Raw genomic sequence first — 23,437 nt, 5'->3', positions numbered from 1 at the left:
CGCCATATGAAATGATAAAACCTCCCGAATGGGGCGCATGGCTAGGCCATGTGCTCGTTCGGGAGGTTTTATATGTTTAAACTACTCTATTCAGTAGGAAAACATGCAAGGCATGTCTCTCCCTTTTAACGTATTGTTGTGGATGTAGGGCGCAGTTGGGCTAAATCAAACGAAGGTACCAGCCCTTCCTGCGCGGCACGACCGAGCAAAGCTTCGATGGCGGCATATCCACTGTCGCCCAGATTGGCGGTAAAATCGTTAACGTACAGGTCGATATGCGATTGGGCGACATCAGGTGAAAGCTCCTGCGCATGAGACAATACATATTCACGCGAAGCTTCGGGATGCTGCCAAGCGTATTCGACAGAGGCGCGTATCCAGTTTGTGATCGCATCCAGATCCAGCGTACGGCGGGCAATAATAGCTCCGAGCGGGATCGGCAGTCCTGTATCTTCTTCCCACCAGTTCCCCAGATCGACTTGCTTACTAAGCCCGTAGGACGGATACGTGAACCGTGCTTCATGAATAACTAGTCCGGCATCTATCTTCCCGTCACGGACAGCAGGCATAATTTGGTCGAACGGCATCACGACGATCTCGCCGACACCCCCAGGCACATGCTTGGCCGCCCACAGGCGGAACAGCAGATAGGCAGTGGAACGTTCACTCGGAACGGCTACGCGCTTGCCGGACAGGGCTTCCGGGCCTTTGACGGTGGAACCTTCCTTGGTCAGCACGAGTGGCCCACAACCCCGGCCCAGTGCGCCCCCACAAGGCAGCAGGGCATATTCATCCAGTACCCAAGGGAGTGCAGCATACGAAATTTTCATGATATCCAGTCCGTCTGGTGTGATCGCCAGATTGTTGGTGATGTCGATATCGGCGAATGTAATGTCCAGCGCGGGTGCGCCCGGAATCAAACCATGCGCCAGGGCATGGAAGACAAAAGTGTCGTTGGGACAAGGTGAAAAAGCAATTTGCATCTATATAACCTCCGTTAATGTAGAAAATGCGGCTTCCAATGCTTGCAAAGCCTCTTTGATTCGCCAGGCTGCACGGTCACGTGGACCGACAGCATTGGAAATCGTGCGGATTTCCATCGTCGGCAGTTCTAGCCTATTTGCCGCCACGGCCACGCCGTAGCCTTCCATCGCTTCGGCAGCAGCTCCAGGAACGCGTTTGGCCAGCCGTTCCGCTGTTGCCGCCGTACCGGTGGCCGTAGAGACGGTCAGGATCGGCCCCGCGACAGCCGTCTGTCCGGCGGCACGCAACGTCTGAACCAATCGCTGCGCGGTGGCAACGTTCACGGCAATTTTGCTTGAGCCGAACCCTAGCTCGTCCACGCTGCTGAAGCCCTCTGCCGTCTCGGCCCCCAGGTCAGCGGCAATGATCGCGTCAGCAACAACGACGCTCTCCAATGCAGCGACCTCCGCGAAGCCGCCACCAATTCCGGCGCTGATGACCAGACGGTAGTCACCAGCCGCCGCCAGTGCTAGCGCGGTTGAAGCCGCCGCGGACGGTGCGCCCACGCCAGCTAGCTCGACCACAAAACGGGTGTCGCCTTTCAGGCCCCGCAGTACAGCTTCCCGTTCGCCTTCAACCGCGGTCATAACCAGGATGCGCTCATCTGATGTTGTATGCTCCATCGGTTGATTCCCCTTTAAATTTAGGTAATATGCTCCCTTATCATACTGCTTTTCGAAACGATGTTCAAAAAAGGTCGACAAAAAAAGCGCTCTGAGGCGCTTTTTGAAAAACTGCAAGATTCAGCAGATATGAAAATCGGTAGTTGTAAACATAAAGCAATTCTAATCTGGAAGAACAGCGCAGGCATAGCATATAATAATTATATCGGCTGATCCTTTGTGATTAGCTGAAACATGGTAATATTGCGGTCATAATGGCTTGGGGTTCCATCTTGATTGCGCACCCGAATCATCTCGCTACTGAATAACTCGATATATCCACAGCCAATCTCACAGTATACACCTGTAGGGTCCTCTTGCCAGACCGTAACGAGGTGTTGAGACAGCGCTGCGGTGAAAAATTCGATGTTTTTTTGCAGTACGCGTGGCGTTTTCTTGGGTTCCATAACGTAAATCCTCCCTATATCATGCCATTTGAAAATCAGCAATTGAATGTGGCTTCTAAGTGGTTACTACACATCATAACGAACATAAACAACTGAAAAAGAAACGGTTCTTCAATCTACTCTATGAAACAGACGTAAACACTGTACCGCTTAATGCTATTTTTGTAAAGCATCCGAATGACCTTTTCAAATATCCAGTTTGTGTTTACACACATTTTACATTGCGTTTACACTACTGTGATGCTAGTGCGTTTCATCTAATAGTACAATAAAGGGTAACTATACTGCATGAATTGATGGAGGCCATATGTTGATAGAGAGTCAGAATAAGGATAAAGCCGGGTCAGAACGTTACTTTAACCGAGATTTAAGCTGGATTGAATTTAATCGCCGTGTGCTTCAGGAAGCTCAGGATGCAGATACACCGTTGCTGGAGAGAGCCAAATTTTTGGCGATTGTATCTAGCAATTTGGATGAGTTTATGGCTGTTCGTGTTGCAGAGACGCGCGAGAAAATCAAGGCGGGTTTTATGCAAAAGGATTTTACGGGATATACCCCCTCCGGTTTGTACAAACGCCTGATCAAGCGTACTGTCTCGATGGTATCGGAACAATACCGGACCTATCGTGATATTTCTCGCCTCTTGACGAAAAAAGGTCTTTTACTGCTCGAATATGAAGACTTAAATACGACACAGCGCAAGTCGCTGGATGCATATTTTCATGAAATTATATTTCCGGTGCTCACGCCGATGGCGGTCGATCAGAGCCGTCCTTTTCCACTCGTTCACAATAAATACGTATATTTAGCGGTCGTTTTGAGACGTCCGGGGGATACGGAGGAGGATAAACCGCTTTTTGCCATTGTGCAGGTGCCTTCGAATATTCCACGTGTGGTTACAGTGCCGTTACGTTCCAATAGCAAGAAGAAATCATTTATTTTAATTGAGGAACTGATCAAGCATCATATCCAAACGCTGTTCACTGGGTATATCCCAGAGGCCGTTCATGCTTTTCGTGTGACACGTAACTCCGATTTATCCATTAATGAAGAAGAAATCGAAGATTTGCTCGAAGAGATTGAAAAAGAGCTGCGTCGAAGACGACGGGGCGCGCCAGTAAGACTGGAAGTAGAAAAAGGGATTCATCCCTATGCCCTGATGGAGCTTCAACGCGAATTCAAGCTGTTCGACCATGTGTTTGAGGTGGACGGGCCGTTGGATCTGACATTTTTATCGTCTTTTGCCGATCATTTGGAGGGGTATTCACATTTGAAATTTCCGGCAATCAAACCACTGTATCCGGAAGAACTGCCCCCGCAAGAGGATATTTTCAACGTACTTCGCAAACGGGACGTGCTCGTGTACCACCCGTATGAATCATTCGATGCGGTAACTGATTTTATCATTGAGGCATCAGAGGACCCAGATGTGATGGCAATCAAAATGACCCTGTACCGTGTCAACGGGGAATCGAAGCTGATTCCGGCATTGGCACGTGCGGCCGAATCGGGCAAGCAGGTAACAGTGGTGGTGGAGCTGAAAGCCCGTTTTGACGAGGAACGTAATATTGCCTGGGCGCGTACGCTTGAAAAAGCAGGCTGTCACGTAGTGTATGGGTTGGTTGGCTTGAAGACGCACGCCAAAATCATTCTTGTCATACGCCATGAGCGCAACGCACTCAAACGATATGTGCATGTAGGTACAGGCAATTATAATGAAAGCACGGCGCGTGTGTATACGGATATCGGATTGTTTACGTCGGATCCAGTACTTGGTGAGGATGCCTCCGAACTGTTTAATGAAATCACGGGATTCTCTGCGCTCAAGACTTTGCAAGCTTTTACGGTGGCTCCAACGGGAATGAAGAACAAGCTGTTTGAACTCATCCGTAGGGAAGCAGAGCAAGCATTGGCAGGTAAGCCCGCCCGGATTATTGCCAAGATCAACTCCTTATCCAATCAGGAGATGATCGATGAACTATATGCGGCTTCCCAAGCAGGTGTGAAGATTGATCTTATCATCAGAGGGGTCTGCTGTTTGCGTCCCGGTGTGGAAGGATTCAGCGAGAATATACGTGTCATCAGTATTGTAGACCGCTTTCTGGAGCATTCCAGATTGTTTTATTTTGAAAATGGAGGGAAATCCGAGTTATTTCTGTCCAGTGCGGATTGGATGACGCGCAATTTGACCCGCCGAATTGAACTGATGTGCCCGATTTATGATGACGGGATCAAAGAAATGCTGGCAGATATTCTGCATTTATCGTTAAGGGATAATGTGAAGGCGCGCCAGCTTTTGCCTAATGGCAGCTATCAATTTGTGTCCAGAAACGACAAAGAGGCTCCCATCAGGAGCCAATCTGAAGCGATGAAGGTTAGAAATTGGAAGAAGGTAGAATGGACCACGACAATGTGAGGTTCCACGCCTTTTGGAAATCTTTCGCAACGGATTCTAGTTCTCGTTGTTCTAATATGGGTTCACTCTTGCTTTCCAAACGAAGATGCATTGCGTCATCCCCTGTAGTAGGATTGATGCTGGTAATCATTCCGGACTCACTCCGATCCATGCCAATCGCGAGCTGGAGCAGCGAGCCGAGTCGATGTACACGTTCCTCGTCGGAAGGCTCCAAAATATCCGCATGTGTGCGTAGCAAACGGGGGGTCCGGTTCTTGGGATGGTAATCCGCGATCAACGCGGCTAGTACCGTTTCCCTATGGGATAGACCGCCAATGCCTGCATGTAAGATCCAGAACACGGAATTCTGGCGAAAATGATAGTAATTCAAGGCAGCCCCCGTTTTGTAAAGAGTTGCTGCGGTCAGTAACAAGCGTTTGTCCATAGCAGCTGAGGTTCCGCTAGCTAATGTGTCATAGAGCCGGACGGCGTACTCGTTAACCCGCTTGACATGCGCTTCGCTAACCGGGACAGCAAACGAAAGGATATTGCGAATGGATGTGATAAGCGGATTAGCTACCACGGGCTGTTCCGCGTTGACCAGCTCATGAAATAGGCCGTCTCGCAGACCCGCTCCACTGACCAGATACGCGGAGCCTTGAGCAGCTTCAAATATCGTTTTCAATATAATAAGCCCCGGTACAATGATGTCGGCTCTGTCCTTGGACAGGCCGGCTGTTTTTTTGCGTTTTTCATAGGGAAGATGGGGCAGACTGCCATAGAAGTAATCGACATCTTCTATCGTCATTTCGTAATGGTGCGTCACAGGAAGTGAGTAATCCTGCCGCTTCTGATTGATTTTAGCCAAAGTACGCAGGGTCCCACCTAGCCCGATGAATGGCAGATCCGGATTGGAGAAGATCCAATCATGATTTTGCAGTGAAGAACGGACAAAGCTCTCCATTTCCTCAATCTGCTGAGGAGACCATTCGCCATTCTTGACCTCACGTCCAAAGCGCCAGTTCATATTGACGGCGCCAAAGGGAAATGACACCGTATGCAGTCGCTTTCGATCACGGAACAGCGTAATTTCGGTACTGCCACCCCCGATGTCAATGATGATTCCATCACTCACATTCATAGTGTTCACTACACCTAGAAAACCGGCATAGCCTTCTTGCTCTCCGCTCAGTATTTCCAGTGTTAAATTTGTCTCCTCCGCAATCCATTGGACGATTTCGTCCGAATTCGTGGCATTGCGGATGGCTGCTGTTGCTGCTGCACGCATACGGACAACCCCGTGCATATGACATACCGCCATAAATTGGCGCAGCAACGGAGCGATGCTTCGAATCGCCTCCCGTTCCATACGGCCGTTGGCCCCAACCTTTTCGCTCAGTCGGGCAGCTTCTTTGCATTCCTGCACAATGCGATAGGCTCCTGTCTCTGTCATTTCATAGATCACCAGACGTATGGAGTTTGAGCCAATGTCCATGATGCCAATTTTGCTATTCATGAGTTGACCTCCTTGTTGAAAAACGATTTGGCGGTAATTTCCGCTGTTCCGTGCAAATGGTAGTAGATTATTGTCATTGTACCAGTGATATTCGGTGCATGCTACCGTTCGCCATGATCTTGTCGAAATAGACACGTGCCGCGGACAATCATCCAAGAATAGAACATTCCTGTTGAGTATGTATAAGTATACCTGACGGCGAAAGGAGAGGGTTAGATGAGACAACTTGCAAGCAAATGGCTAAAGACGAAGGCGCTGCTCCACCATCCACATACCGCCGTTTATATACCGGAAACCTGTCTATATAGTGAAGATCAATTGCGCATGATGCTGCGGCGGCATGCTTTTGTGTTTATAAAACCTGTAAAAGGAGGCGGAGGAATCGGAGTCATGCGTGTGGCAAAGGAGCGTAGGGGATACACCTGCACGCGTATGGAGCACACGCACCGGTTCAGTCATTTTAGAGCACTTGTAATCGGAATCCATAAGCTCCGAATCCAACGCCCATATCTCATTCAACAAGGGATCCAACTGGCAAGTATTCAAGGTAGACCTGTCGACTATCGAGTCAAAGTTGTGAAGGAAGGGCAGAGATGGGATTTTCGTGCGGTAGTTGCACGTCATGCTCGTCCCGGACTGGTCATTACGAATCTGTGCAGAGGGGGAACTTTGCTGAAGGGAACAGATGCGCTTCGAATGATATATCCCCGGCGGCTTGCTACGCGAAAGCGGCGAGAGATCATTGAACTTACACAGCGCTGTATTCCTGTGCTGGAAAAAAGGTTTCCTGGGATTGGACAACTAGGATTTGATTACGGGCTTGATCAGAATGGAAGGGTATGGATTTTAGAGGTTAATACAAGACCTCAATAAATTTCTGTTTTCTTCAATAAAATCCCAATTTAATCTATTAACAAGACGCTAAATATAATATATTTGTATAAATAATAAAAATATTTTTTTTGTGTTCAAGCTTCAAAATTCTGTGTATAAATATTGTCCACATTATCCCCTGTCACATATAAGGGTTAACGACACTTACCAACAATTTATACACAGGATTTCCACAATTGGCTGTGGATAACAGAACGCTTGTTCCGTTTTTGGTATTTTGATAGAATAGATTTTGAAATAAAAGGAAAGGTTGTGTCGAGGATGGCTATGCTGACGGATGAGATGCTTTTGGATTCCTATCAGATGGCAATCGAGCTTAAACTTGAATGTGACTTCATTGCACTGTTGCTGGCTGAAATTCACAAAAGAAATCTAGAGATGAATACAGCCGTAGTCCTTCATTAGACCGGACAAGCTCTCGTACTGCGACTGTAAAGTCATTCAGGGTTCGAATGGCTTTACAGACAATCACTGCAACGAATAGGCACACCGTAAAAAAGGGTATTTCACTCCAAACATTCAAATTTGGAGTAAAATACCCTTTTTTGTCATAGTCTAAACTAGACTACAATTTCATGTTACTGCTGTGACCAGGAGACAACTTGGCATCTGGATCTACATAGACCTTGGCGTTGTTGACTGCCGTAGGGGCTTCACCAAAGCCGACCGCAATCAGCTTGAGCTTGCCTGGATAGGTTGTAATATCTCCTGCGGCGAAAATGCCGGGAATATTGGTTTCCTGGCGAGAATCGACCACGATGGAATTACTTTCGATTTCAATTCCCCATTCAGCAATCGGGCCAAGTGTGGATACAAATCCAAAGTTAACGATCACATCGTCCACTTCGATTTCCTGTGTTTCTTTGGTTTTTACATGAGCAAGAGTGACTTTCGTAATCGTGTCTTCTCCATGCAATTCTGTAATTTCCGTTGGTGTAATAACATTTACTTTGGATGCCAGGAGGTTTTCGACACTGTGTTCATGCGCACGGAATTTGTCGCGGCGGTGAATCAATGTAACCTGTTCTGCAATTGGTTCCAGCATGAGTGCCCAGTCTACGGCAGAGTCACCGCCACCACTGATTAGCACTTTTCGGCCTGCAAATTTGCTCAGGTCGCTAACAAAGTAATGCAGGTTCGTTTTTTCAAAATGTTCGGCACCTGGAAGCTCCAGTCTGCGCGGCTCGAAAGCACCAACACCAGCGGTAATAATAACCGCCTTACCATGATACTCGCCACCTTTGTCTGTTTTTACAATGAAGTGGCGTTCTTCTTTTTTCTCTAACGATACGACTTTCTCTTCTAGCTGCACTTCTGGATTAAAGTGGTTCATTTGTTGAACCAAATTGTTGACCAGTTCCTGTGCAGTTACTTTAGGAAAGCCAGCAACGTCATAAATATATTTTTCAGGATAAAGGGCTGCAAGCTGGCCGCCCAGTTGGGGCATACTTTCAATTAAGGTGACGGATGCCTGACGCATTCCTCCGTAAAAAGCGGCGAAAATACCGGCTGGACCGCCTCCAATAATGATCAGATCGCGGATCTCCGCGCCTGTGGATTGAGTTGTCACTCTAAAAACACCTCCGAAAGGGATAGTATGGAATTTGTAATTATTGAATCAGCCGCATAGAGGTTCAGATAGCCGCCGAACGCATGATTCACTGTTTATCATTATAAACTGCCAGGTTCCGCTTGCAAAGTTAAAGCTATTAATATTTGATGAAGACTTTTTTGTGAGTGTAAATTAACCGTTTTGAGAGAACAGCTTCGAATAATTATGTATATCGGAAGGGGTAAAAGCATGAGCAGTATTCCCAAAATTGTCATTGTGGGCGCCGGATATGGCGGTATATTGACGGCTCAGCAATTGCAAAAGGAGCTCAAGCACAATGAGGCGGATGTCACGCTGATCAACCGTCATGATTACCACTATATTACGACACATCTTCATATGCCTGCGGCAGGTACGGATACGATTGAGCATTCAAGGATTCCGATTGCCCAACTGATCGATGAGTTCAAGGTGGATTTAGTCAAAGGAACGGTTAAGGAAATCATACCGAAGGAGAAAAAAATCTTGCTGGAGGATGGCTCGCTCTCCTATGATTATTTGGTCATTGGACTAGGCGGGGAGCCAGAAACATTCGGTATTCCGGGAATGGATAAGTTCGCGCTGACGATTCGCAGTATTAACTCGGTTCGCCTGATTCGTGAGCATATTGAATACCAGCTGGCCTTGTATAAAAACGACGGTAAACCAGGTCGCCTCAATTTCGTCGTAGGGGGCGCTGGTTTTAGCGGTATTGAGTTTGTAGCGGAGTTAGCGGATCGTTTGCCACAGCTGGCTAGAGCGTATGACATCGATTTTAACCGAATTCAAATCATTAACGTCGAGGCGGCTCCAACGGCACTGCCAGGGTTCGATCCTGAGCTGGTGGAGTATGCGATGGATGTCCTTAAGCGAAAAGGGGTCACCTTCCGCATTGGAATTCCGATTAAGGAATGCTTGCAGGATGGTGTAATCGTTGGTGAGGGTGAGAAAATCGAAGCCTGCACGGTGGTCTGGACGGGAGGGATTCGTGGAAACGGATTAATTGAGAAAGCTGGATTCGAAGTGATGCGTGGAAGGGTGAAAATCGACGATTTTCTGCGTGCACCGGGCCACGATGATATTTTTATTATCGGGGACAGCTCCTTGATGTTTAATCCCGAAGGACGCCCTTATCCACCGACTGCCCAAATTGCGATGCAGCAAGGGGTGCTCTGTGCCAAGAATCTAGCCGCTACTCTCCGCAAAAAGGAGTTGCACAAGTTCGTATTTTCCAACAAAGGGACGGTTGCTTCTCTTGGAAAAGGCGAAGCCGTCGCCGTGGTGGGCAAGCGCAAAATAAAAGGTTGGGTGGCCGCACAATTGAAAAAAATTGTCGATCTCCGCTATCTGTTCATCATAGGCGGAATTCCACTGGTACTGAAAAAAGGACGGTTTTTCTAAGGCCAGAAGGTTTCCATGACTCCTTGAAAGGAGCTTGGAGGCCTTTTTTATTTCAATGAACAAAAAAAGATATTGACTCATAACTATTTGACGTCGTATAGTATGATTACTAATTACAGAGGGGGAGCTTCACATTGAATTCTGATTTTAAAATCAATGCCGATCCCAAGAGAATACATTTATTGACTGAAAAGTTTCCAAATGTGGACTCCCAATCGTTGAATACGTGGGTACTTTTCGTGCAGGCAGCACATGAAGTGTACAATGGAGTGTCTTCCAGACTCTCGGAATATGGGCTATCTGTAGGCAACCTGAAAATTTTAATGCCATTGTTTTTACATGAACGTGCATTGACTCCATCAGAGCTGGCTGAATATTCAGGGGTTACTCGTTCAACAGTAACCAGCGTAATTGATAAGCTGGAACGGGACGGCATCATCCGAAGAAGTACGCTGACGGATCGACGTATGACCGCGATCTCCTTGACTGATGAAGGAAAACAGTTAATGACGGAAAAAATTCCGATGTTCATCCAGCTTTTTTCGGATTTAATGAATGAATTTACAAAGGAAGATCATATTCTATTTGCTACGTTATTAAATAAGTTTTCCTCAGGACTTGAACGGATAAAACGGGAGTAATCAAATTTCCCGGCTTAAATAGTTAGACGTCGTACTATCAGATTCCTTATTTGTTTTTGACTATTATTTTTTAACTATCATTGGCTAAATCATCATGAAGGAGAGTTTATTGCAATGAATAAAAAGATCATTGTGTACGTGCTACTTGTTGTTGCATTAGGTACCGGAGGTACGCTGATGGCAATGAGCGGCAAGGATGCTGTGAGTATGGCAGCCCAACAAAAAAACACACTGCTTACGGCAGATACCGTAAATGTTGCTTTTCAGGGCGTAGGGGGAAGAGTAAACACGATTGAGGTGAAGGAAGAACAACAGGTGAAAAAAGGGGATGTGCTCATGACCCTCGATCCTGTAGACCTTGATTTGCAAATTGAGAAATTAAAAACGGATATCGCACAGGCTGATGTGAAAATAAAACAGGCTAAAGACGGGCTGCAAAATCAGTCGGAGAAAATTTCAACTTCAGAAAAACAGGGACAATTGGACATTCAAGCCGCGCAAGCAGGAGAGTCCTTATTAAATCAAGGAACACGTGCGGAGGATATTCTAAGACAAAAGCTGGCTATTGAAGCAGCACAGCAATCGTTGGACGCAGCTCTGACAGGAGTAGAGACAGCCAAAAGGAATGCGGAAATCGCGCAAAAAACAGTATCATCCAGACAACAGGCTCTGGACTTGGCTAATGTGAATTACAACCGTATCAAAGCGTTATATGATGCTGGAGCTGGAACCAAAGCAGAACTGGATAACGCCAAAAACCAACTGGATAATGCCCAAATCGCGTTAGATACAGCTACAGATCAGGTTGAAATTGCCAAAAACCAGATTATAGCGGCTAGCAAACAATCAGACATTGCTAAAAATGGGATCGCTCAGCAGCAAACCGCTTTGGATAAAATGGAGGCAGGCGCAACTGCTGAGGAACGCCAGCAGGCTCGTATCAAAACAGAAAAAGCAAAGGAAGCCTTGACTCAAACCTCGCAAACACGAAAAGATGTTAAGAATAGCGAATACAATGTGGATCTTCTGGCTCAACAAAAGCAGGCATTAAGTGTTCAACTCAAAACTTTGGAATTGCAGCGCGGACGTATGGTGCTGAAGGCATCCGCAGATGGTAAGGTGTCGCGTATTGTACCTAAAATGGGAGAGATCGTTTCTACGGGGGCAACGGGCGTCGTTATTGAAACCAATCAGCTATACTACGATATTTATGTGGGCGAGGATTCCATGTCACAGTTTAAAGCTGGGGGAAATGTGAATACGCACGTCGTAGCTTTAGATAAAGATGTCCAAGGCAAGGTGAGGTACATTACTTCTGCCCCTCAGTATACCAACATGAGAATGAGTCGGGACAAAGGTCTGTCGGATATAAGCTCCTTCCAAGTGCGGGTGGATGTCCAGCGAACATCTGAATTATTACCTGGAATGACGGTAGAGGTTGTGACGAAATGAAGGCGTTTATAGAAGAATGGAAGCTGATGATCAGTGGTAAGATGGTTTTTATCATGCTGCTCGTTCCTATCGTAGTAGCTGTAGCCTTTGGATTTGTTTTTAAAAATAATCAGCTTAACGATGCCTCTGTAGCTGTAGTCGATTTAGATCATAGCAGTTATAGCCGACAGCTTATTAATAAATTAGATGCATCGCAGTATATTGATGTACGCCATGTGCAAGAGAATGAAGCCGATCCGAATTTACTTTTATATAATGAAAAGTTTTTTGCGGTGATTTACCTTCCAGCTGGGTTGGAGGAAAATAGGATCAAAGGAGTTCAGAGCAACATCGGTTTTTATGTGGATAATACGGTAGGTCAGGCTACGGGAAATCTACGCTCGGCAGTCACAGAGATTATGGCGACGGAAAATGCGATGCTGGCTGGTGGTGGATTAAAGGGTATGGGAATGAGTGACAGCCAGGTTACAGGGCTTACTTCCAATATGCTGCTTCAGCAGCGCCTGTTATATAATCCTACCAATGCTACTTTGATGACCTCAGTTATGGGGTTCATTAATACGGTCATGATTTCACTGATTGGTGCTACTGTACTGACAATTGTCCCGCGATTGCGGGAGCAAGGAAGATTAAAAGAGGAGCTTCAGTTTTCGTATGGTTTGATTCTTAGGGTGTTGCCGTATGCGTTAGTAGGATGTGTGTCCTTTTACCTGTCCATTGGTTTACTTAAGCAAATTGGCGGACTACGCTTTGAAGCGAATGTATGGCAGCTCAGTATTCCATTTCTCCTGTACACGATTACGTTGAGTTTGTTTGCGATGGCTTTAGGGTGGAATGCGGCGAATCCGGGAAAAGCTTCCCCACGCCTCATGCTAATTATACTGCCTTCGTTTTTACTGAGCGGCGCTCAATTGCCAGTAGCTATGCTGCCTACATCACTGCAATATATTAGTAATATTCTTCCATTGACCTGGCATTTCAAGTTTTTGAGAGGGATGGGCTTCAAAGGTGGGAGCTTAAAATATTTTATTCCTGAGCTTGGCGGCTTTTTGATCCTATTAAGTGGTCTAATGCTTGTTATCTTTATTCAGATCGCTTTGGAGAAAAGAAAGCTGGCGAAAAGTGAGGATACATCCGTAGGGGTCGAGCCTGTGCTGCAATAAAAAAAGGATTCCGCCGTCCCGAAAGTGGGAGTTCGCGGAATCCTTAATTGTATGCTGCGATATGGTACTGACGGTTGTGCTTTACAGCTTCAACATGTCTTCAAATGATTCCTCATTCAACACGCTGCCGACATAGAAGGAGCCAAATTCACCGTAACGGGCACTGACTTCATCAAAACGCATTTCGTAGATTAGCTTCTTGAACTGAAGTGCGTCATCGGAGAACAGTGTTACGCCCCACTCCCAATCGTCAAAGCCGACAGAACCGGAAATGATTTGCTTTACTTTGCCAGCATAGCTGCGTCCAATTAAACCGTGGCTGCGCATCAAGGTGCGACGCTCGTCCATTGAAAGCATGTACCAGTTGTCATCTAGATCACGTTTTTTGTTCATTGGATAGAAACAAATATAACGGGCCTTGTTTAATACAGGCTTCAAGCGTGCGACAATTTGTGGATTTTGCATAGGATCTTCATCTTTGCTCAAATAATTGCTCAGTTCCACCACACTCACATAAGAGTAGGTTTTAGTTGTATATTTGGCGAAGGTTGTTTTGTTAAAATCATTTTCCAGTTTATTGAGGTCTTCCAGCGTTTCGCGCAGGTGCATCATGACAAAATCAGCCTTTTGTCCGACTACAGTATAGACAGCTGAGCTGCCCAGACCCGCTTCCTCGGTAACGTTCCATTCCTTCATAAACTCTTGAAGCTCGTCCAGTGCTCCGGCGCGCTCTTCATCGTCTGCTGTCTTCCATGCTGTCCAGTTGATGGACCGAAAATCGTGAAGCGCATACCAGCCTTCCAGTGTGGAGGCTACTTCGTTAGGTGTTGCTGGGGTTTGTTGAGGTTGATGTTGACTCACGATCTACACTCCTTTACGATCTGTAAATGGTAATCGGCTTAGCCGAAATATGTGTACTTCCTAATATCATTCCTGTATCCAATACGTGATACTTAACCATTATATTGTAGCTCAAAGTAAAGCTTTTCACCAATGAAAGAAGTGTGAAGAATTTCATTTTTACCATGATGCAGGTCACAAAGTCATAAAATAGTTAGTATTCTCGAAAAAAGTAGAACTCAGACGAATACGGCTGCCAAAAAGGAGAACAATTGCCCTTATTTTGTTGGTCCCACCAGAAGGCAAGTATGATAGAATAGAAAAACATCTTGGAGACCGTTATGTCAGGAAAGGAAGAATGTTGGAATGCGGATGAAAAACCTGCTGCACTATACTGAGAACCACCGCTACTGCGTTTATCGGGAATTTGGCTTGAGCGCACTGGATGAATTGATGCTGGGAAGCGTCTATCAGCCGATGGTAGGCGCATTTGCGGTCAGTCTGTATCGACTGTTGTTCCAGCATGTGCCAGTCGGACAAATCGGTTATTCGCCGTTGGAACAGCAGCGTCGCCTTTTTCTGACACTGGGACTGGAGCCGAGTGAGAAGGGACGCAAGTATTTGATTGAACAGACCTCCAAACTGGAGGCCGTCGGTCTGTTACAGACGTCCAGGCTGTATGCACCCGAAACGGACGACTATATGTATGAATATGAGATGCAGCCGCCGCTCGCACCTGCTGAATTTTTCAGAACACAGCATCTCACCCTTTTGTTGAGAGACAAAATCGGTAAGTTTGCAGTGCTTTCTCTGAGAGAATCATTGTGGAGCAGAGAATCTAGCGAATGGTCGCAATCTTCCTATAATAAAGAGAATATTTCGATTCCATTTTATGAGTTATTTGAACTGAATACCCATGTTATAGATTATGAATTGGAGCAGGCGTTGTCCGAGGTGTCTACTAGCCGTCAGACTGGACCACTTGCGTCAGAATCGGAGGAAGCATTGAACTATGCAGATATTATTCTCCGTTTTCCGCGTGAATCTGCCAATCGTAAGCACGTGGAGCGTCTTCGGTTTGAGCACGAGCAGTTAGGCATGGTCAATTACGTTGTTCGCAAATTTGATCTTTCTGTACAGGATATTAGCCGCTTGCTGGATGAGGACGGTATTTTTACCGAAGCAGGCGACTTGTTGCTCGACGAGCTTCAGCTTCGGGCTAGCCAGCACTCCAGACAGGATCGCAAGCGTCAGGAGGAGCAGCAGGTTCAAGCCGCCAAGGTAGTTGCTTTGCGCCAAAGGGAAGCTTCCACATCTGAAGAGCCGCCTGCAGAGCAAGCTGTGGAAATGGAATTTTATGTGGAGGTTCCCCCACAATTCACAGCCAAGTGTGACATTCACCAATATAATATGATGTTGCGCAACGAGCCTTATCGCCGTTTGCTGCAAACCTTTTTCCCCGGCACGGTTCCCGGTAACCTGCTGGATATATTCGAGAAAATTGATATCAGCTATAAGCTGCCAGGCGAAGTCATCAACGTGCTGATCCATTATTTGATGTCACTGCTCGTATCCGGGAGCGATCAGCGGATTAACCGCAACTTTGTCGAGGCCGTTGCTTCCAATATGCTGCTTAAGCAGGTAAACACTTACGAGAAAGCCGTTCAATATATAAGGGATCAAGCTAAGGTAAAAGGAAAACAGTCCTCTGCTTCTCCTTCCGGCGGTCGATCCCGCGCGTATGCCAAAAATAACGGGTCAGCCAAGCCATCCATTCCAATCGTTCAAGATCAACCTTCCGAGGAGTCTGTATCTGAGGAAGAATTGGATGAACTGCTGCGTCTGGCTGAACGAATGCAATCCGGTAAACAGAAAAAGGTGTAGGTAGATTTTAAGGTATCCATAACTCTGCACTTTTTAAGAAAGGAGGAGCGTTCTTGGAATCACTGGGCGATTTGCTGCAGCAGATGCAGAACCCTTCGTTTCGCCAGCGCACTCGCAATGTAGCGGATCAGGTTCTAAATGATCCGCTCGTGCAGGAGTTTTGTGCTGCGCATCCTGATGTGGACGAAACACAATTGCGACTCAACATGAGCATGCTCTTTCAGTATGCCCGAGATCGTCGAAATTGCGACAATTGTCCGGGACTGGAACGGTGTCCTAACGATTTTCAGGGCCACTTTTGCAAGCTGGGCGTGGAATATCCGAATGGAACTGCTGAAATTGTAGACATTCGGACCCCATGTGCGAAGCAGATTGCTTCCCAACATGAGCAACGGGTGCGTGAGCGAATTAAAAGCTTCTATGTGGATGAACGCGCACTTCTGGAGGGATATAACGCCCTTGAAATTGCGCGCAAAGATTCACAACGCATGCCTGCCGTCACACAGCTATTCCGTTACATTGAAGAAACGAAAAGTCAGGGTCTATCCAAAAAAGGACTGTATCTGGAAGGTACGTTTGGTACGGGTAAAACTTTTTTGATGGGCTATTTATTGCACGAGTTGGCCCTGTCGGGTCTGAACGGTGTGATCGTGTATATGCCTGATTTTGTGGAGGACTTAAAGTCCATGATCCAAGATGGGCAGAAGTTGAAGGAAACGACCGAAATGCTCAAAAATTGTGATCTGCTTGTATTTGACGATATTGGTGCCGAAAATTTAAGTCCGTGGGTACGGGACCACGTGATGGGCTCTATTTTGAATTACCGAATGAACCGCAAACCTACTTTTTATACTTCCAATTATTCTTTGCAGGGACTGGAGAAGCATCTCAGCTTTACGAGCAAGGATGGAGAGGAAATGTATAAAGGACAACGCTTGATGGACCGGATTCGTCCTTTTGTAGATGTCATTACCGTAAAGGGAAAAAATCAGCGGGGGTAAGCGTTTATCCGTCTGCTATTTCGATATCTTACAATTAAAAGACTATTGTGATATAATTAAAAGGTGTCGAAACAGACATTACAGGTTATAATAATCTTGACTTTTCTATAAAGGAGGAACATACAATGGCAATTGTTAACGTGTCCGATCAATCCTTCAACGCAGAAGTCGAAGGCACAGGAACCGTTTTGGTTGATTTTTGGGCGCCATGGTGCGGTCCTTGCAAAATGATCGCTCCTATTCTGGAGGATCTGTCCACAGAAGTTGGCGACAGCGTCAAAATCGCGAAGGTGAACGTGGATGAAAATCCAGAGTCTGCTTCCCGTTTCGGCGTGATGAGTATTCCGACCCTGATCGTTTTCAAAGACGGACAGCCTGTTGATAAAGTGGTAGGTCTGAACTCCAAAGAAGCGCTGAAAAGCATGCTTACTAAGCACCAATAATCATCGCATGTGACCCATGCTCCCGCGGGGGCTTGGTGGAGCGGCCATGAAAGGTCAATGCCTCCGGTTGTAAATACCGGGGGCGTTTTTGTGTATTATTCCTATATATTATAAGTAGTTAGTTGAGTAGTCATTAAGAATGGAAGGAGGAACCGGGCAAATGAAACCTTATGCGGAGGACTTGCAGAATCAGGAGAAGGCGCTGGAGAACATACGGCACAAATTAGCGTTACTGCCGGATGCATCAGGCTGTTACCTGATGAAGAATAGCGAAGGCACCATTATTTATGTCGGCAAGGCCAAAGTGTTGAAAAACCGGGTCCGTTCCTATTTTACAGGTAGCCATAACGGCAAGACGCAGCGACTGGTTTCCGATATTCGTGATTTTGAATATATCGTTACAGGCAGTAATATGGAGGCACTCATTTTGGAGTGCAACCTCATTAAAAAGTACCAGCCGCGTTATAACGTGCTATTGAAGGATGATAAAACCTTTCCGTATTTGAAAATTACGAACGAGGCACACCCCAAGCTGGAGGTGACCCGTCGCGTTCTGAAAGATAAAGCAAAATATTTTGGACCGTACCCCAATTCCTACGCGGCACATCAGACGAAGAAGTTGCTGGACCGTATGTATCCGTTACGCAAGTGTGGTGTGATGCCCAAGGAAGTGTGTCTGTATTATCACATGCATCAATGTTTGGGGCCTTGTGTGAAAGAGGTCGAGAAGGAAACGTATGACCAGATTGGTCAGGAAATTGGTTCCTTTTTGAGCGGGGGACATGAGGAAATTAAAAAGGATCTTCAGCGTAAAATGCAGGAGGCCGCAGAGGAATTGTACTTTGAGCGGGCCAAGGAGTTGCGAGATCAGATTATCAGCATCGACGCGATGATGGAAAAGCAGAAAATCACCACATCGGATGCGAAAGATCGAGATGTATTCGGTTTTTCAGTAGATAAGGGCTGGATGTGTGTACAGATCCTATATGTCCGCAAAGGTAAAATGATCGAGCGCCATATGTCGACTTTTCCTTTCTACGGTGAGGCTTACAGTGATTTTATGTCCTATGTGACGCAATATTATAGTGACAACCCAGCAGTGCCGCAGGAAATATTGCTGCCGGATTCTCCTAAGCTGATGCAGGCGAAACAGGTCAATGTCGATCAACCGGTTGCGGCAGAAACTGCACTCTACAGTGCACCTACAGCCGATGTTACCGGACAGACAGATGAGAATGCGATACAAACGGAGACAGAGCATTCTGCTGACTCACTGCTGGTGGCTGAAGAACGGGCAACTTATGCAGCGGCAACGAATCAAGATCAAGCTGGTGACCAAGATGCCGAGATAAAGGAAACAGAAACTCAACTATCCGGTGGACTGGAGGACCCAAGTACGGCGGCTCTCGCTCTGGCTGAATGGTTGGATGTAAAGGTACTTGTACCGCAGCGTGGACTGAAAAAGCAAATGACAGGCATGGCGACGGAAAATGCACGTGTAGCTTTGGATGAGAAGTTTAAGCTGATCGAGCGGGATGAGGAACGAACATCCAAAGCTGCAAGCAATCTCGGACGTGCCATTGGGCTGGATAGCTTGCACCGGGTGGAGGCGTTTGATAACTCCAACATCCAGGGTTCCGATCCAGTCTCAGCCATGATCGTGTTTATTGATGGCAAACCTGCCAAGAAGGAGTATCGAAAATATAAAATCCGTTCTGTGCAGGGACCCGATGATTATGAAACAATGCGTGAGGTTATCCGGCGTCGATATGAACGTGTGCTTAAGGAAAATTTGGAACGTCCCGACTTGATCGTTGTCGATGGTGGACGTGGACAAATTAAGGCGGCGACCGATGTATTGCAAAATGAGCTGGGTTTGTTCATTCCTGTATGTGGTTTGGTGAAGGATGCCAAACATAGAACATCCCAACTATTGGTGGGAGAATCCTCTGAGGCCGTGACACTTGCACGCAATAGCGAAGAATTTTATCTGCTGCAACGGATTCAGGACGAGGTTCACCGTTTTGCCATTACGTTCCACCGCGAGCAACGCGGCAAATCTATGGTAACTTCCCGTCTAGACTCTATTCCAGGCATTGGTGAGAAACGGCGTAAGTTACTGCTTAAGCATTTTGGATCGCTCAAAAAAATAAGAGAGGCCAGTGTCGAAGACTTCCGGCCTCTCTCTATTGGGGATAAGCTTGCGCGTCAGATTATAGCTGCCCTTCGGGAGGAGGAGTCGTAGAATACGGCTCCTCTTTTTGTATAGGTTCAAACATCATTCGATTTGGCTTTTTAGGACTAAACCAATAAATGATGTAACCCACAATGGCTGGAAGCAAGATCCAGAATAGACCAGCGCTCACATTCACAGTGTCTCCCAGACTCATCACACTAAGTCCCATTAGAATGCTGTCAAAAATAACATGGCTGAACATGGCGGCAATAAAGCCGTAACGCAGGAACACAAAACTGAACAGCAAACCAAGAAAAGTCAGCTCAATAGGTCTGGAAATCACCGGATAGATCGGGTAAAGCGTATGTCCCAGCGCCCAAATCAGCGTAGTAATCAGACAAGCCACAAAAGTATTTTTCACAATTTTTTTGACCATTGGAATACCAAACAGACGGTAGACAGTCTCTTCTCCAATACCTGCCATCCAGGCCATAATTGGCAGCAGCCATGGATAAGCCATATTGTAAGGGGATTGCGTGGCATCTGTTGTGGAGAATGTATTAAATGTGCGCTCCAGTATAAAGAATAAAATGGATTGTACCCCGAGTAAAATAAAGGCCCACAAGTAGCCGACATACATACTGCGAAGCACATACAGCCCGTAGCCCGGCTCTTTCGCACGTGGCCATGCATTCAGTCCAACCTGACGCATAAGTCCGTCACCGCCGACCAAGGAGAAGTAGAGCGCTACAGCCATGACGAAGGTAACACCAATCTGGAAAACCATAAGAAATATAAGCATGCCCTTACCGCCTGCTTCTGCTTGCAATAAAGGCAGCATGTTCATGGTCCCAGCTATACTAGCAATAAAGTATATAACGGATAGAACAATGCCGCGTACAAATGAAGTATGTCGTCGGGTGAGTGATGCATACACAATGGCAAGTACACCCAGCACAAAGCTAAATAGGGCATAACCCGCATAGGTCATCCAATTCGCCCAAAATGTTTGCTTTTCGATATAATCGGTATAGGATGACGGGGCCGAAAAGCTTTGAGTGAAGGAGCGAACATCACCGTCTTCAAAAGTAAAAGCCAGTGTAAGTACCGAGGCGCCGATTTTTTTATCGTCCACGGTATACTTTAATCCGCCTTCTTGTTCAGTGGTCGCGAGCTTCAAGTCCGACGGCTTAAAGCCAAAGCGCTTCACCCATACAGCGGCCGCCTGCTCCTTGGCTTCAAGCGTCATGCCGTCCTCAGCCACACGTACAAGCCTGTTACGTGCTTGTTCATCCGTAGAAATATCAGCCTGCGTGTAATTGGTGCTGGAGGTGATCCGTTTAAAACTAACGACCTTCCCAGTGGATAAATCTACATGAATTTGCAGCTTGCTCTTCGCTGAGGATTCAGGCAGATCGACCCGAAAGGTTTCGTAAGGGTAATTTTTCTTCCATGTACGGTCGTACTGTTGAAGCAGTTTTTCTCTAGATAAATAACCGTACAAATCTGTTTCGGCCTGATAGGTCACGACAGGCTCCTCTGGCTGTGATTCAGTATAGCCCAGCTCGGAGCGGGCGAAGTCCAATGCGTGTATGACCGCTTCTTGTTTGCTGATGACCTTTGCGTTCATTACTGATTCTGGACTTGGATTGCTAAGCGAGGGAATAAGCAATTGAAAGATAAAAAAGCAAATCAGGCCAATCCCGCCCAGCAAGCCTAATTTTTTGAAGTTGGCCGTGAGCACGACCGGTTTCCCGATAGGATTCATGAGTTTCCTCCTTAATCTGTAAATAAGAACATCCATTAAAGATATCATACTGCACAGGTTCCCGCCAACAGACCAGCGATATTCATGAAAATAGAGTGAAAGCACTTTAAAGTTCCAATAAAATAAGATAAGCTGCGATTAAACGATGCCCATTCGCAAAATAAAGCCAATTTCACGTTTTTTCGACGAAATCGGTTTTGTGATCTGGATATAGAAGGATTATAATCTTGAGGCAATGCCTATAAAATACATAGGTAATGATATACAGTTGAGCCGAATTTCTATGGGAAAACGGGGGAACCATGTTACTGGGGTGAATTTTACAGCCGATCACTGGTGGATCGGAAGTGTAAATAGGGCATACTGTGCTGCCCGAATCCGTCAGCTAACCTCGTAGGCTATGAGCAGGAACCAAGTCAGGCACTCGGTTTTCCGGTGTCTTTTTTTGTGCGTATAAAAGTGTTTGGATTGGTTAGATAGACCGCTGCGGGTGCAGATTATTCTTCCGATTGCTGTTATCCCCGGATTTTTTGATTGTATACCCCCTTTAATGGTTAAAATCCGGAGATAAAGGCAAACGCTTCGCTTCTTCAGAACAATTCTGCCCCCTTCGCTACTGCCCGCCAATAGCACAGGGGACCGAGTAGTGCTTGACATGCATTCTTCCTGTATTCAGGGAATGCTAATTATAGTTAACTAAGGTTTGGAAAAATCAAAAAATTCAGGGGCAACGACGATCGGAAGATCAAATGGAACGCGTAGCGAGCTTACACCGTATTAAATCACTGTTTTTATAGTTTTAAGGATTAGGAGAGAAGTGATGAATAGATGAATCCCAATGCAAGCTGGCTCCGGCTTTCTCCACCGCAGATATTCGTTGCGGGCTTTGCCATTATCATTCTAATAGGTAGTTTATTGTTAATGCTGCCGATCTCCAATACAACAGGAAAGCCACTTGCGTTTGTAGACGCTTTGTTTACTGCCGCTTCCGCGACCTGTGTTACAGGGCTTGTCGTAAAGGATACGGGGACCTTTTTTACAACCTTTGGTCAAGTTGTTATCGTGGCGCTCATTCAGATCGGCGGTCTGGGCTTTATGACCATGGCTACCTTAATCGCGCTGGTGTTCAAACGTCGGATTTCCTTGCGGGAGCGCCTCATTTTACAGGAAGCGATGAATCAGACCTCTGTCGAAGGAATTGTCGGATTGATCCGTAAGGTGCTGTTGTACTCGCTGGTCATTGAGGGCATATGTGCTGTAATATTTGCGATTCGCTGGTCGTTTGATATGCCTGTAGGCAGGGCGATTTATTTTGGGATTTGGCATGCCATCTCCATGTTTAACAATGCTGGTTTTGACTTATTCGGGCACTTTCGCAGCCTAACAGGTTATGTATATGATCCGATTGTTAATTTTACAGCCATGTTTTTGATTATTTCAGGCGGCATTGGTTTTGTAGTGATGTCAGACCTGGCAGAATATCGCAAGCGTAAGAGACTGTCCTTGCATACCAAGGTGGTACTCAGCATGACGGGCGCTCTGATTGTAGTCGGCACGCTCGTGATTTTTGTGTTTGAGTTTACGAATCCAAAGACTCTTGGCTCGCTTGATTGGGGTGGTAAACTGCTGGGATCTTTATTCCAGTCTGTTACTCCCCGTACCGCAGGTGCCAATACACTGGACATTGCAGGCTTGCGGCAGGCTACGCAGTTTTTTATCATCATACTCATGTTTATCGGGGCTTCTCCTGGCTCCACTGGAGGCGGGATTAAGACCACAACATTCGCGCTGCTCATTGGAGCAGTGATTTCGATGCTGCGGGGGCGGGAAGATATTGTGCTGTTCAGGTATCGACTTGCGCAGGGACGAATTTACAAGGCTTTGACCATTACACTGCTGGGGCTGCTGTTCGTGATCGGGGTGACGATGATTTTGTCAGCAACCGAAGATCATCATTTTCTGATGATCTTGTTCGAGACGGTGTCTGCGTTTGGTACGGTGGGGCTGTCGATGGGGCTTACACCTGATTTGACAGTCATAGGCAAGCTGGTGATTACCCTGACGATGTTTGCAGGTAGACTGGGGCCACTCACGCTAGCTTATGCACTGGGGCCGAAAAAGGGTAAAGAATTATATCGTCATCCGGAAGGTAAAATGATTATAGGATAAGGGAGTTTTCG

Annotated in this window: 19 protein-coding genes and 1 riboswitch; of the genes, 12 read left to right on the top strand and 7 right to left on the bottom strand. The window is 46.4% G+C overall.

The features are described from left to right. Positions 1–125: 125 nt before the first annotated feature. The 3 genes from MHH57_RS20195 to MHH57_RS20185 all read right to left on the bottom strand — a co-directional run bounded on the left by MHH57_RS20195 (position 126) and on the right by MHH57_RS20185 (position 2,092). A complete protein-coding gene (locus tag MHH57_RS20195) occupies positions 126–983 on the bottom strand; it encodes a 1,4-dihydroxy-6-naphthoate synthase (protein ID WP_029518234.1) in 858 nt (285 codons plus the stop codon). Next, entirely contained in the window at positions 984–1,646 is a 663-nt protein-coding gene (locus MHH57_RS20190) for a futalosine hydrolase (RefSeq protein ID WP_165148513.1), read from the bottom strand. Positions 1,647–1,846: 200 nt separating this feature from the next. Next, positions 1,847–2,092: a hypothetical protein gene (locus tag MHH57_RS20185; protein WP_029518236.1), complete on the bottom strand. Its 246-nt coding sequence runs from the start codon at positions 2,090–2,092 to the stop codon at positions 1,847–1,849. Between the two features lie 307 nt (positions 2,093–2,399). Here MHH57_RS20185 and ppk1 point away from each other — a divergent pair, with 307 nt between their 5' ends. Beyond that, entirely contained in the window at positions 2,400–4,508 is a 2,109-nt protein-coding gene (ppk1, locus tag MHH57_RS20180; RefSeq protein WP_029518237.1) for a polyphosphate kinase 1, read from the top strand. On the opposite strand, the gene MHH57_RS20175 is transcribed toward ppk1, so the two are convergent. Continuing rightward, positions 4,468–6,003 (bottom strand): Ppx/GppA phosphatase family protein, encoded by a 1,536-nt coding sequence (locus tag MHH57_RS20175; RefSeq protein ID WP_029518238.1) that lies wholly within the window; start codon positions 6,001–6,003, stop codon positions 4,468–4,470. The two genes, ppk1 and MHH57_RS20175, sit on opposite strands and share 41 nt — an antisense overlap. A 216-nt stretch (positions 6,004–6,219) precedes the next feature. Here MHH57_RS20175 and MHH57_RS20170 point away from each other — a divergent pair, with 216 nt between their 5' ends. Next, a complete protein-coding gene (locus MHH57_RS20170) occupies positions 6,220–6,876 on the top strand; it encodes a YheC/YheD family protein (RefSeq protein ID WP_165148519.1) in 657 nt (218 codons plus the stop codon). 282 nt (positions 6,877–7,158) lie between these two features. After that, a complete protein-coding gene (sda, locus tag MHH57_RS20165) occupies positions 7,159–7,302 on the top strand; it encodes a sporulation histidine kinase inhibitor Sda (RefSeq protein ID WP_007431918.1) in 144 nt (47 codons plus the stop codon). 160 nt (positions 7,303–7,462) lie between these two features. On the opposite strand, the gene MHH57_RS20160 is transcribed toward sda, so the two are convergent. Continuing rightward, positions 7,463–8,467 carry an NAD(P)/FAD-dependent oxidoreductase gene (locus MHH57_RS20160; RefSeq protein WP_340933088.1) on the bottom strand — a complete coding sequence of 335 codons (1,005 nt, stop codon included), beginning with the start codon at positions 8,465–8,467 and terminating at the stop codon, positions 7,463–7,465. Positions 8,468–8,698: 231 nt separating this feature from the next. On the opposite strand from MHH57_RS20160, the gene MHH57_RS20155 reads away from it, so the two are divergent. From MHH57_RS20155 to MHH57_RS20140, 4 genes are all read left to right on the top strand, one after another. Then, positions 8,699–9,889: an NAD(P)/FAD-dependent oxidoreductase gene (locus MHH57_RS20155; RefSeq protein WP_318628001.1), complete on the top strand. Its 1,191-nt coding sequence runs from the start codon at positions 8,699–8,701 to the stop codon at positions 9,887–9,889. 134 nt (positions 9,890–10,023) lie between these two features. After that, positions 10,024–10,530 carry a MarR family transcriptional regulator gene (locus tag MHH57_RS20150; RefSeq protein ID WP_318628002.1) on the top strand — a complete coding sequence of 169 codons (507 nt, stop codon included), beginning with the start codon at positions 10,024–10,026 and terminating at the stop codon, positions 10,528–10,530. A gap of 114 nt (positions 10,531–10,644) precedes the next feature. Continuing rightward, positions 10,645–11,982, top strand: a complete 1,338-nt coding sequence (locus tag MHH57_RS20145) for a biotin/lipoyl-binding protein (RefSeq protein ID WP_039272689.1) — start codon at positions 10,645–10,647, stop codon at positions 11,980–11,982. Then, positions 11,979–13,145 (top strand): ABC transporter permease, encoded by a 1,167-nt coding sequence (locus MHH57_RS20140; RefSeq protein ID WP_341039968.1) that lies wholly within the window; start codon positions 11,979–11,981, stop codon positions 13,143–13,145. The genes MHH57_RS20145 and MHH57_RS20140 overlap by 4 nt, the downstream gene beginning before the upstream one ends. Before the next feature lie 81 nt (positions 13,146–13,226). Here the strand turns inward: MHH57_RS20140 and hemQ are convergent, their stop codons facing one another. Further along, positions 13,227–14,006 carry a hydrogen peroxide-dependent heme synthase gene (gene hemQ, locus MHH57_RS20135; protein ID WP_051718004.1) on the bottom strand — a complete coding sequence of 260 codons (780 nt, stop codon included), beginning with the start codon at positions 14,004–14,006 and terminating at the stop codon, positions 13,227–13,229. 345 nt (positions 14,007–14,351) lie between these two features. Here hemQ and MHH57_RS20130 point away from each other — a divergent pair, with 345 nt between their 5' ends. The 4 genes from MHH57_RS20130 (at position 14,352) to uvrC (ending at position 19,558) form a co-directional block, all read left to right on the top strand. Next, on the top strand, positions 14,352–15,869 hold the full coding sequence (locus MHH57_RS20130; protein ID WP_340933084.1) for a helicase DnaB: 1,518 nt from the start codon (positions 14,352–14,354) through the stop codon (positions 15,867–15,869). Between the two features lie 53 nt (positions 15,870–15,922). Next, entirely contained in the window at positions 15,923–16,870 is a 948-nt protein-coding gene (dnaI, locus tag MHH57_RS20125; RefSeq protein ID WP_029518246.1) for a primosomal protein DnaI, read from the top strand. 125 nt (positions 16,871–16,995) lie between these two features. Next, complete coding sequence (gene trxA, locus MHH57_RS20120; protein WP_010347861.1) at positions 16,996–17,313, top strand: thioredoxin; 318 nt, start codon at positions 16,996–16,998, stop codon at positions 17,311–17,313. A 160-nt stretch (positions 17,314–17,473) separates the two neighbouring features. Then, on the top strand, positions 17,474–19,558 hold the full coding sequence (uvrC, locus tag MHH57_RS20115; protein WP_340933081.1) for an excinuclease ABC subunit UvrC: 2,085 nt from the start codon (positions 17,474–17,476) through the stop codon (positions 19,556–19,558). Here the strand turns inward: uvrC and MHH57_RS20110 are convergent. Continuing rightward, the gene (locus MHH57_RS20110; RefSeq protein ID WP_342434448.1) at positions 19,527–21,257 is read right to left on the bottom strand and encodes a type II CAAX endopeptidase family protein; all 1,731 of its coding nucleotides are present in this window, start codon (positions 21,255–21,257) and stop codon (positions 19,527–19,529) included. The two genes, uvrC and MHH57_RS20110, sit on opposite strands and share 32 nt — an antisense overlap. Before the next feature lie 261 nt (positions 21,258–21,518). After that, a riboswitch (cyclic di-AMP (ydaO/yuaA leader) is annotated at positions 21,519–21,672 on the top strand. 413 nt (positions 21,673–22,085) lie between these two features. Here MHH57_RS20110 and MHH57_RS20105 point away from each other — a divergent pair. Next, entirely contained in the window at positions 22,086–23,426 is a 1,341-nt protein-coding gene (locus tag MHH57_RS20105) for a TrkH family potassium uptake protein (RefSeq protein ID WP_318628008.1), read from the top strand. Positions 23,427–23,437 lie beyond the last annotated feature (11 nt).

Origin of the sequence: Paenibacillus sp. FSL H7-0442 (assembly GCF_038593105.1) — a bacterium.
Lineage (GTDB): Bacteria > Bacillota > Bacilli > Paenibacillales > Paenibacillaceae > Paenibacillus > Paenibacillus polymyxa_D.
Note: the sequence above shows the minus strand (reverse complement) of the source record. Positions and strands in the feature narration are given on the sequence as shown.

Excerpts from the sequence above, each read along its gene's own strand:
- MHH57_RS20195 (WP_029518234.1), bottom strand. The coding sequence starts at position 983 with ATGCAAATTGCTTTTTCACCTTGTCCCAACGACACTTTTGTCTTCCAT.
- MHH57_RS20190 (WP_165148513.1), bottom strand. The coding sequence starts at position 1,646 with ATGGAGCATACAACATCAGATGAGCGCATCCTGGTTATGACCGCGGTT.
- MHH57_RS20185 (WP_029518236.1), bottom strand. The coding sequence starts at position 2,092 with ATGGAACCCAAGAAAACGCCACGCGTACTGCAAAAAAACATCGAATTT.
- ppk1 (WP_029518237.1), top strand. The coding sequence starts at position 2,400 with ATGTTGATAGAGAGTCAGAATAAGGATAAAGCCGGGTCAGAACGTTAC.
- MHH57_RS20175 (WP_029518238.1), bottom strand. The coding sequence starts at position 6,003 with ATGAATAGCAAAATTGGCATCATGGACATTGGCTCAAACTCCATACGT.
- MHH57_RS20170 (WP_165148519.1), top strand. The coding sequence starts at position 6,220 with ATGAGACAACTTGCAAGCAAATGGCTAAAGACGAAGGCGCTGCTCCAC.
- sda (WP_007431918.1), top strand. The coding sequence starts at position 7,159 with ATGGCTATGCTGACGGATGAGATGCTTTTGGATTCCTATCAGATGGCA.
- MHH57_RS20155 (WP_318628001.1), top strand. The coding sequence starts at position 8,699 with ATGAGCAGTATTCCCAAAATTGTCATTGTGGGCGCCGGATATGGCGGT.
- MHH57_RS20145 (WP_039272689.1), top strand. The coding sequence starts at position 10,645 with ATGAATAAAAAGATCATTGTGTACGTGCTACTTGTTGTTGCATTAGGT.
- MHH57_RS20140 (WP_341039968.1), top strand. The coding sequence starts at position 11,979 with ATGAAGGCGTTTATAGAAGAATGGAAGCTGATGATCAGTGGTAAGATG.
- MHH57_RS20130 (WP_340933084.1), top strand. The coding sequence starts at position 14,352 with ATGCGGATGAAAAACCTGCTGCACTATACTGAGAACCACCGCTACTGC.
- trxA (WP_010347861.1), top strand. The coding sequence starts at position 16,996 with ATGGCAATTGTTAACGTGTCCGATCAATCCTTCAACGCAGAAGTCGAA.
- uvrC (WP_340933081.1), top strand. The coding sequence starts at position 17,474 with ATGAAACCTTATGCGGAGGACTTGCAGAATCAGGAGAAGGCGCTGGAG.
- MHH57_RS20110 (WP_342434448.1), bottom strand. The coding sequence starts at position 21,257 with ATGAATCCTATCGGGAAACCGGTCGTGCTCACGGCCAACTTCAAAAAA.
- MHH57_RS20105 (WP_318628008.1), top strand. The coding sequence starts at position 22,086 with ATGAATCCCAATGCAAGCTGGCTCCGGCTTTCTCCACCGCAGATATTC.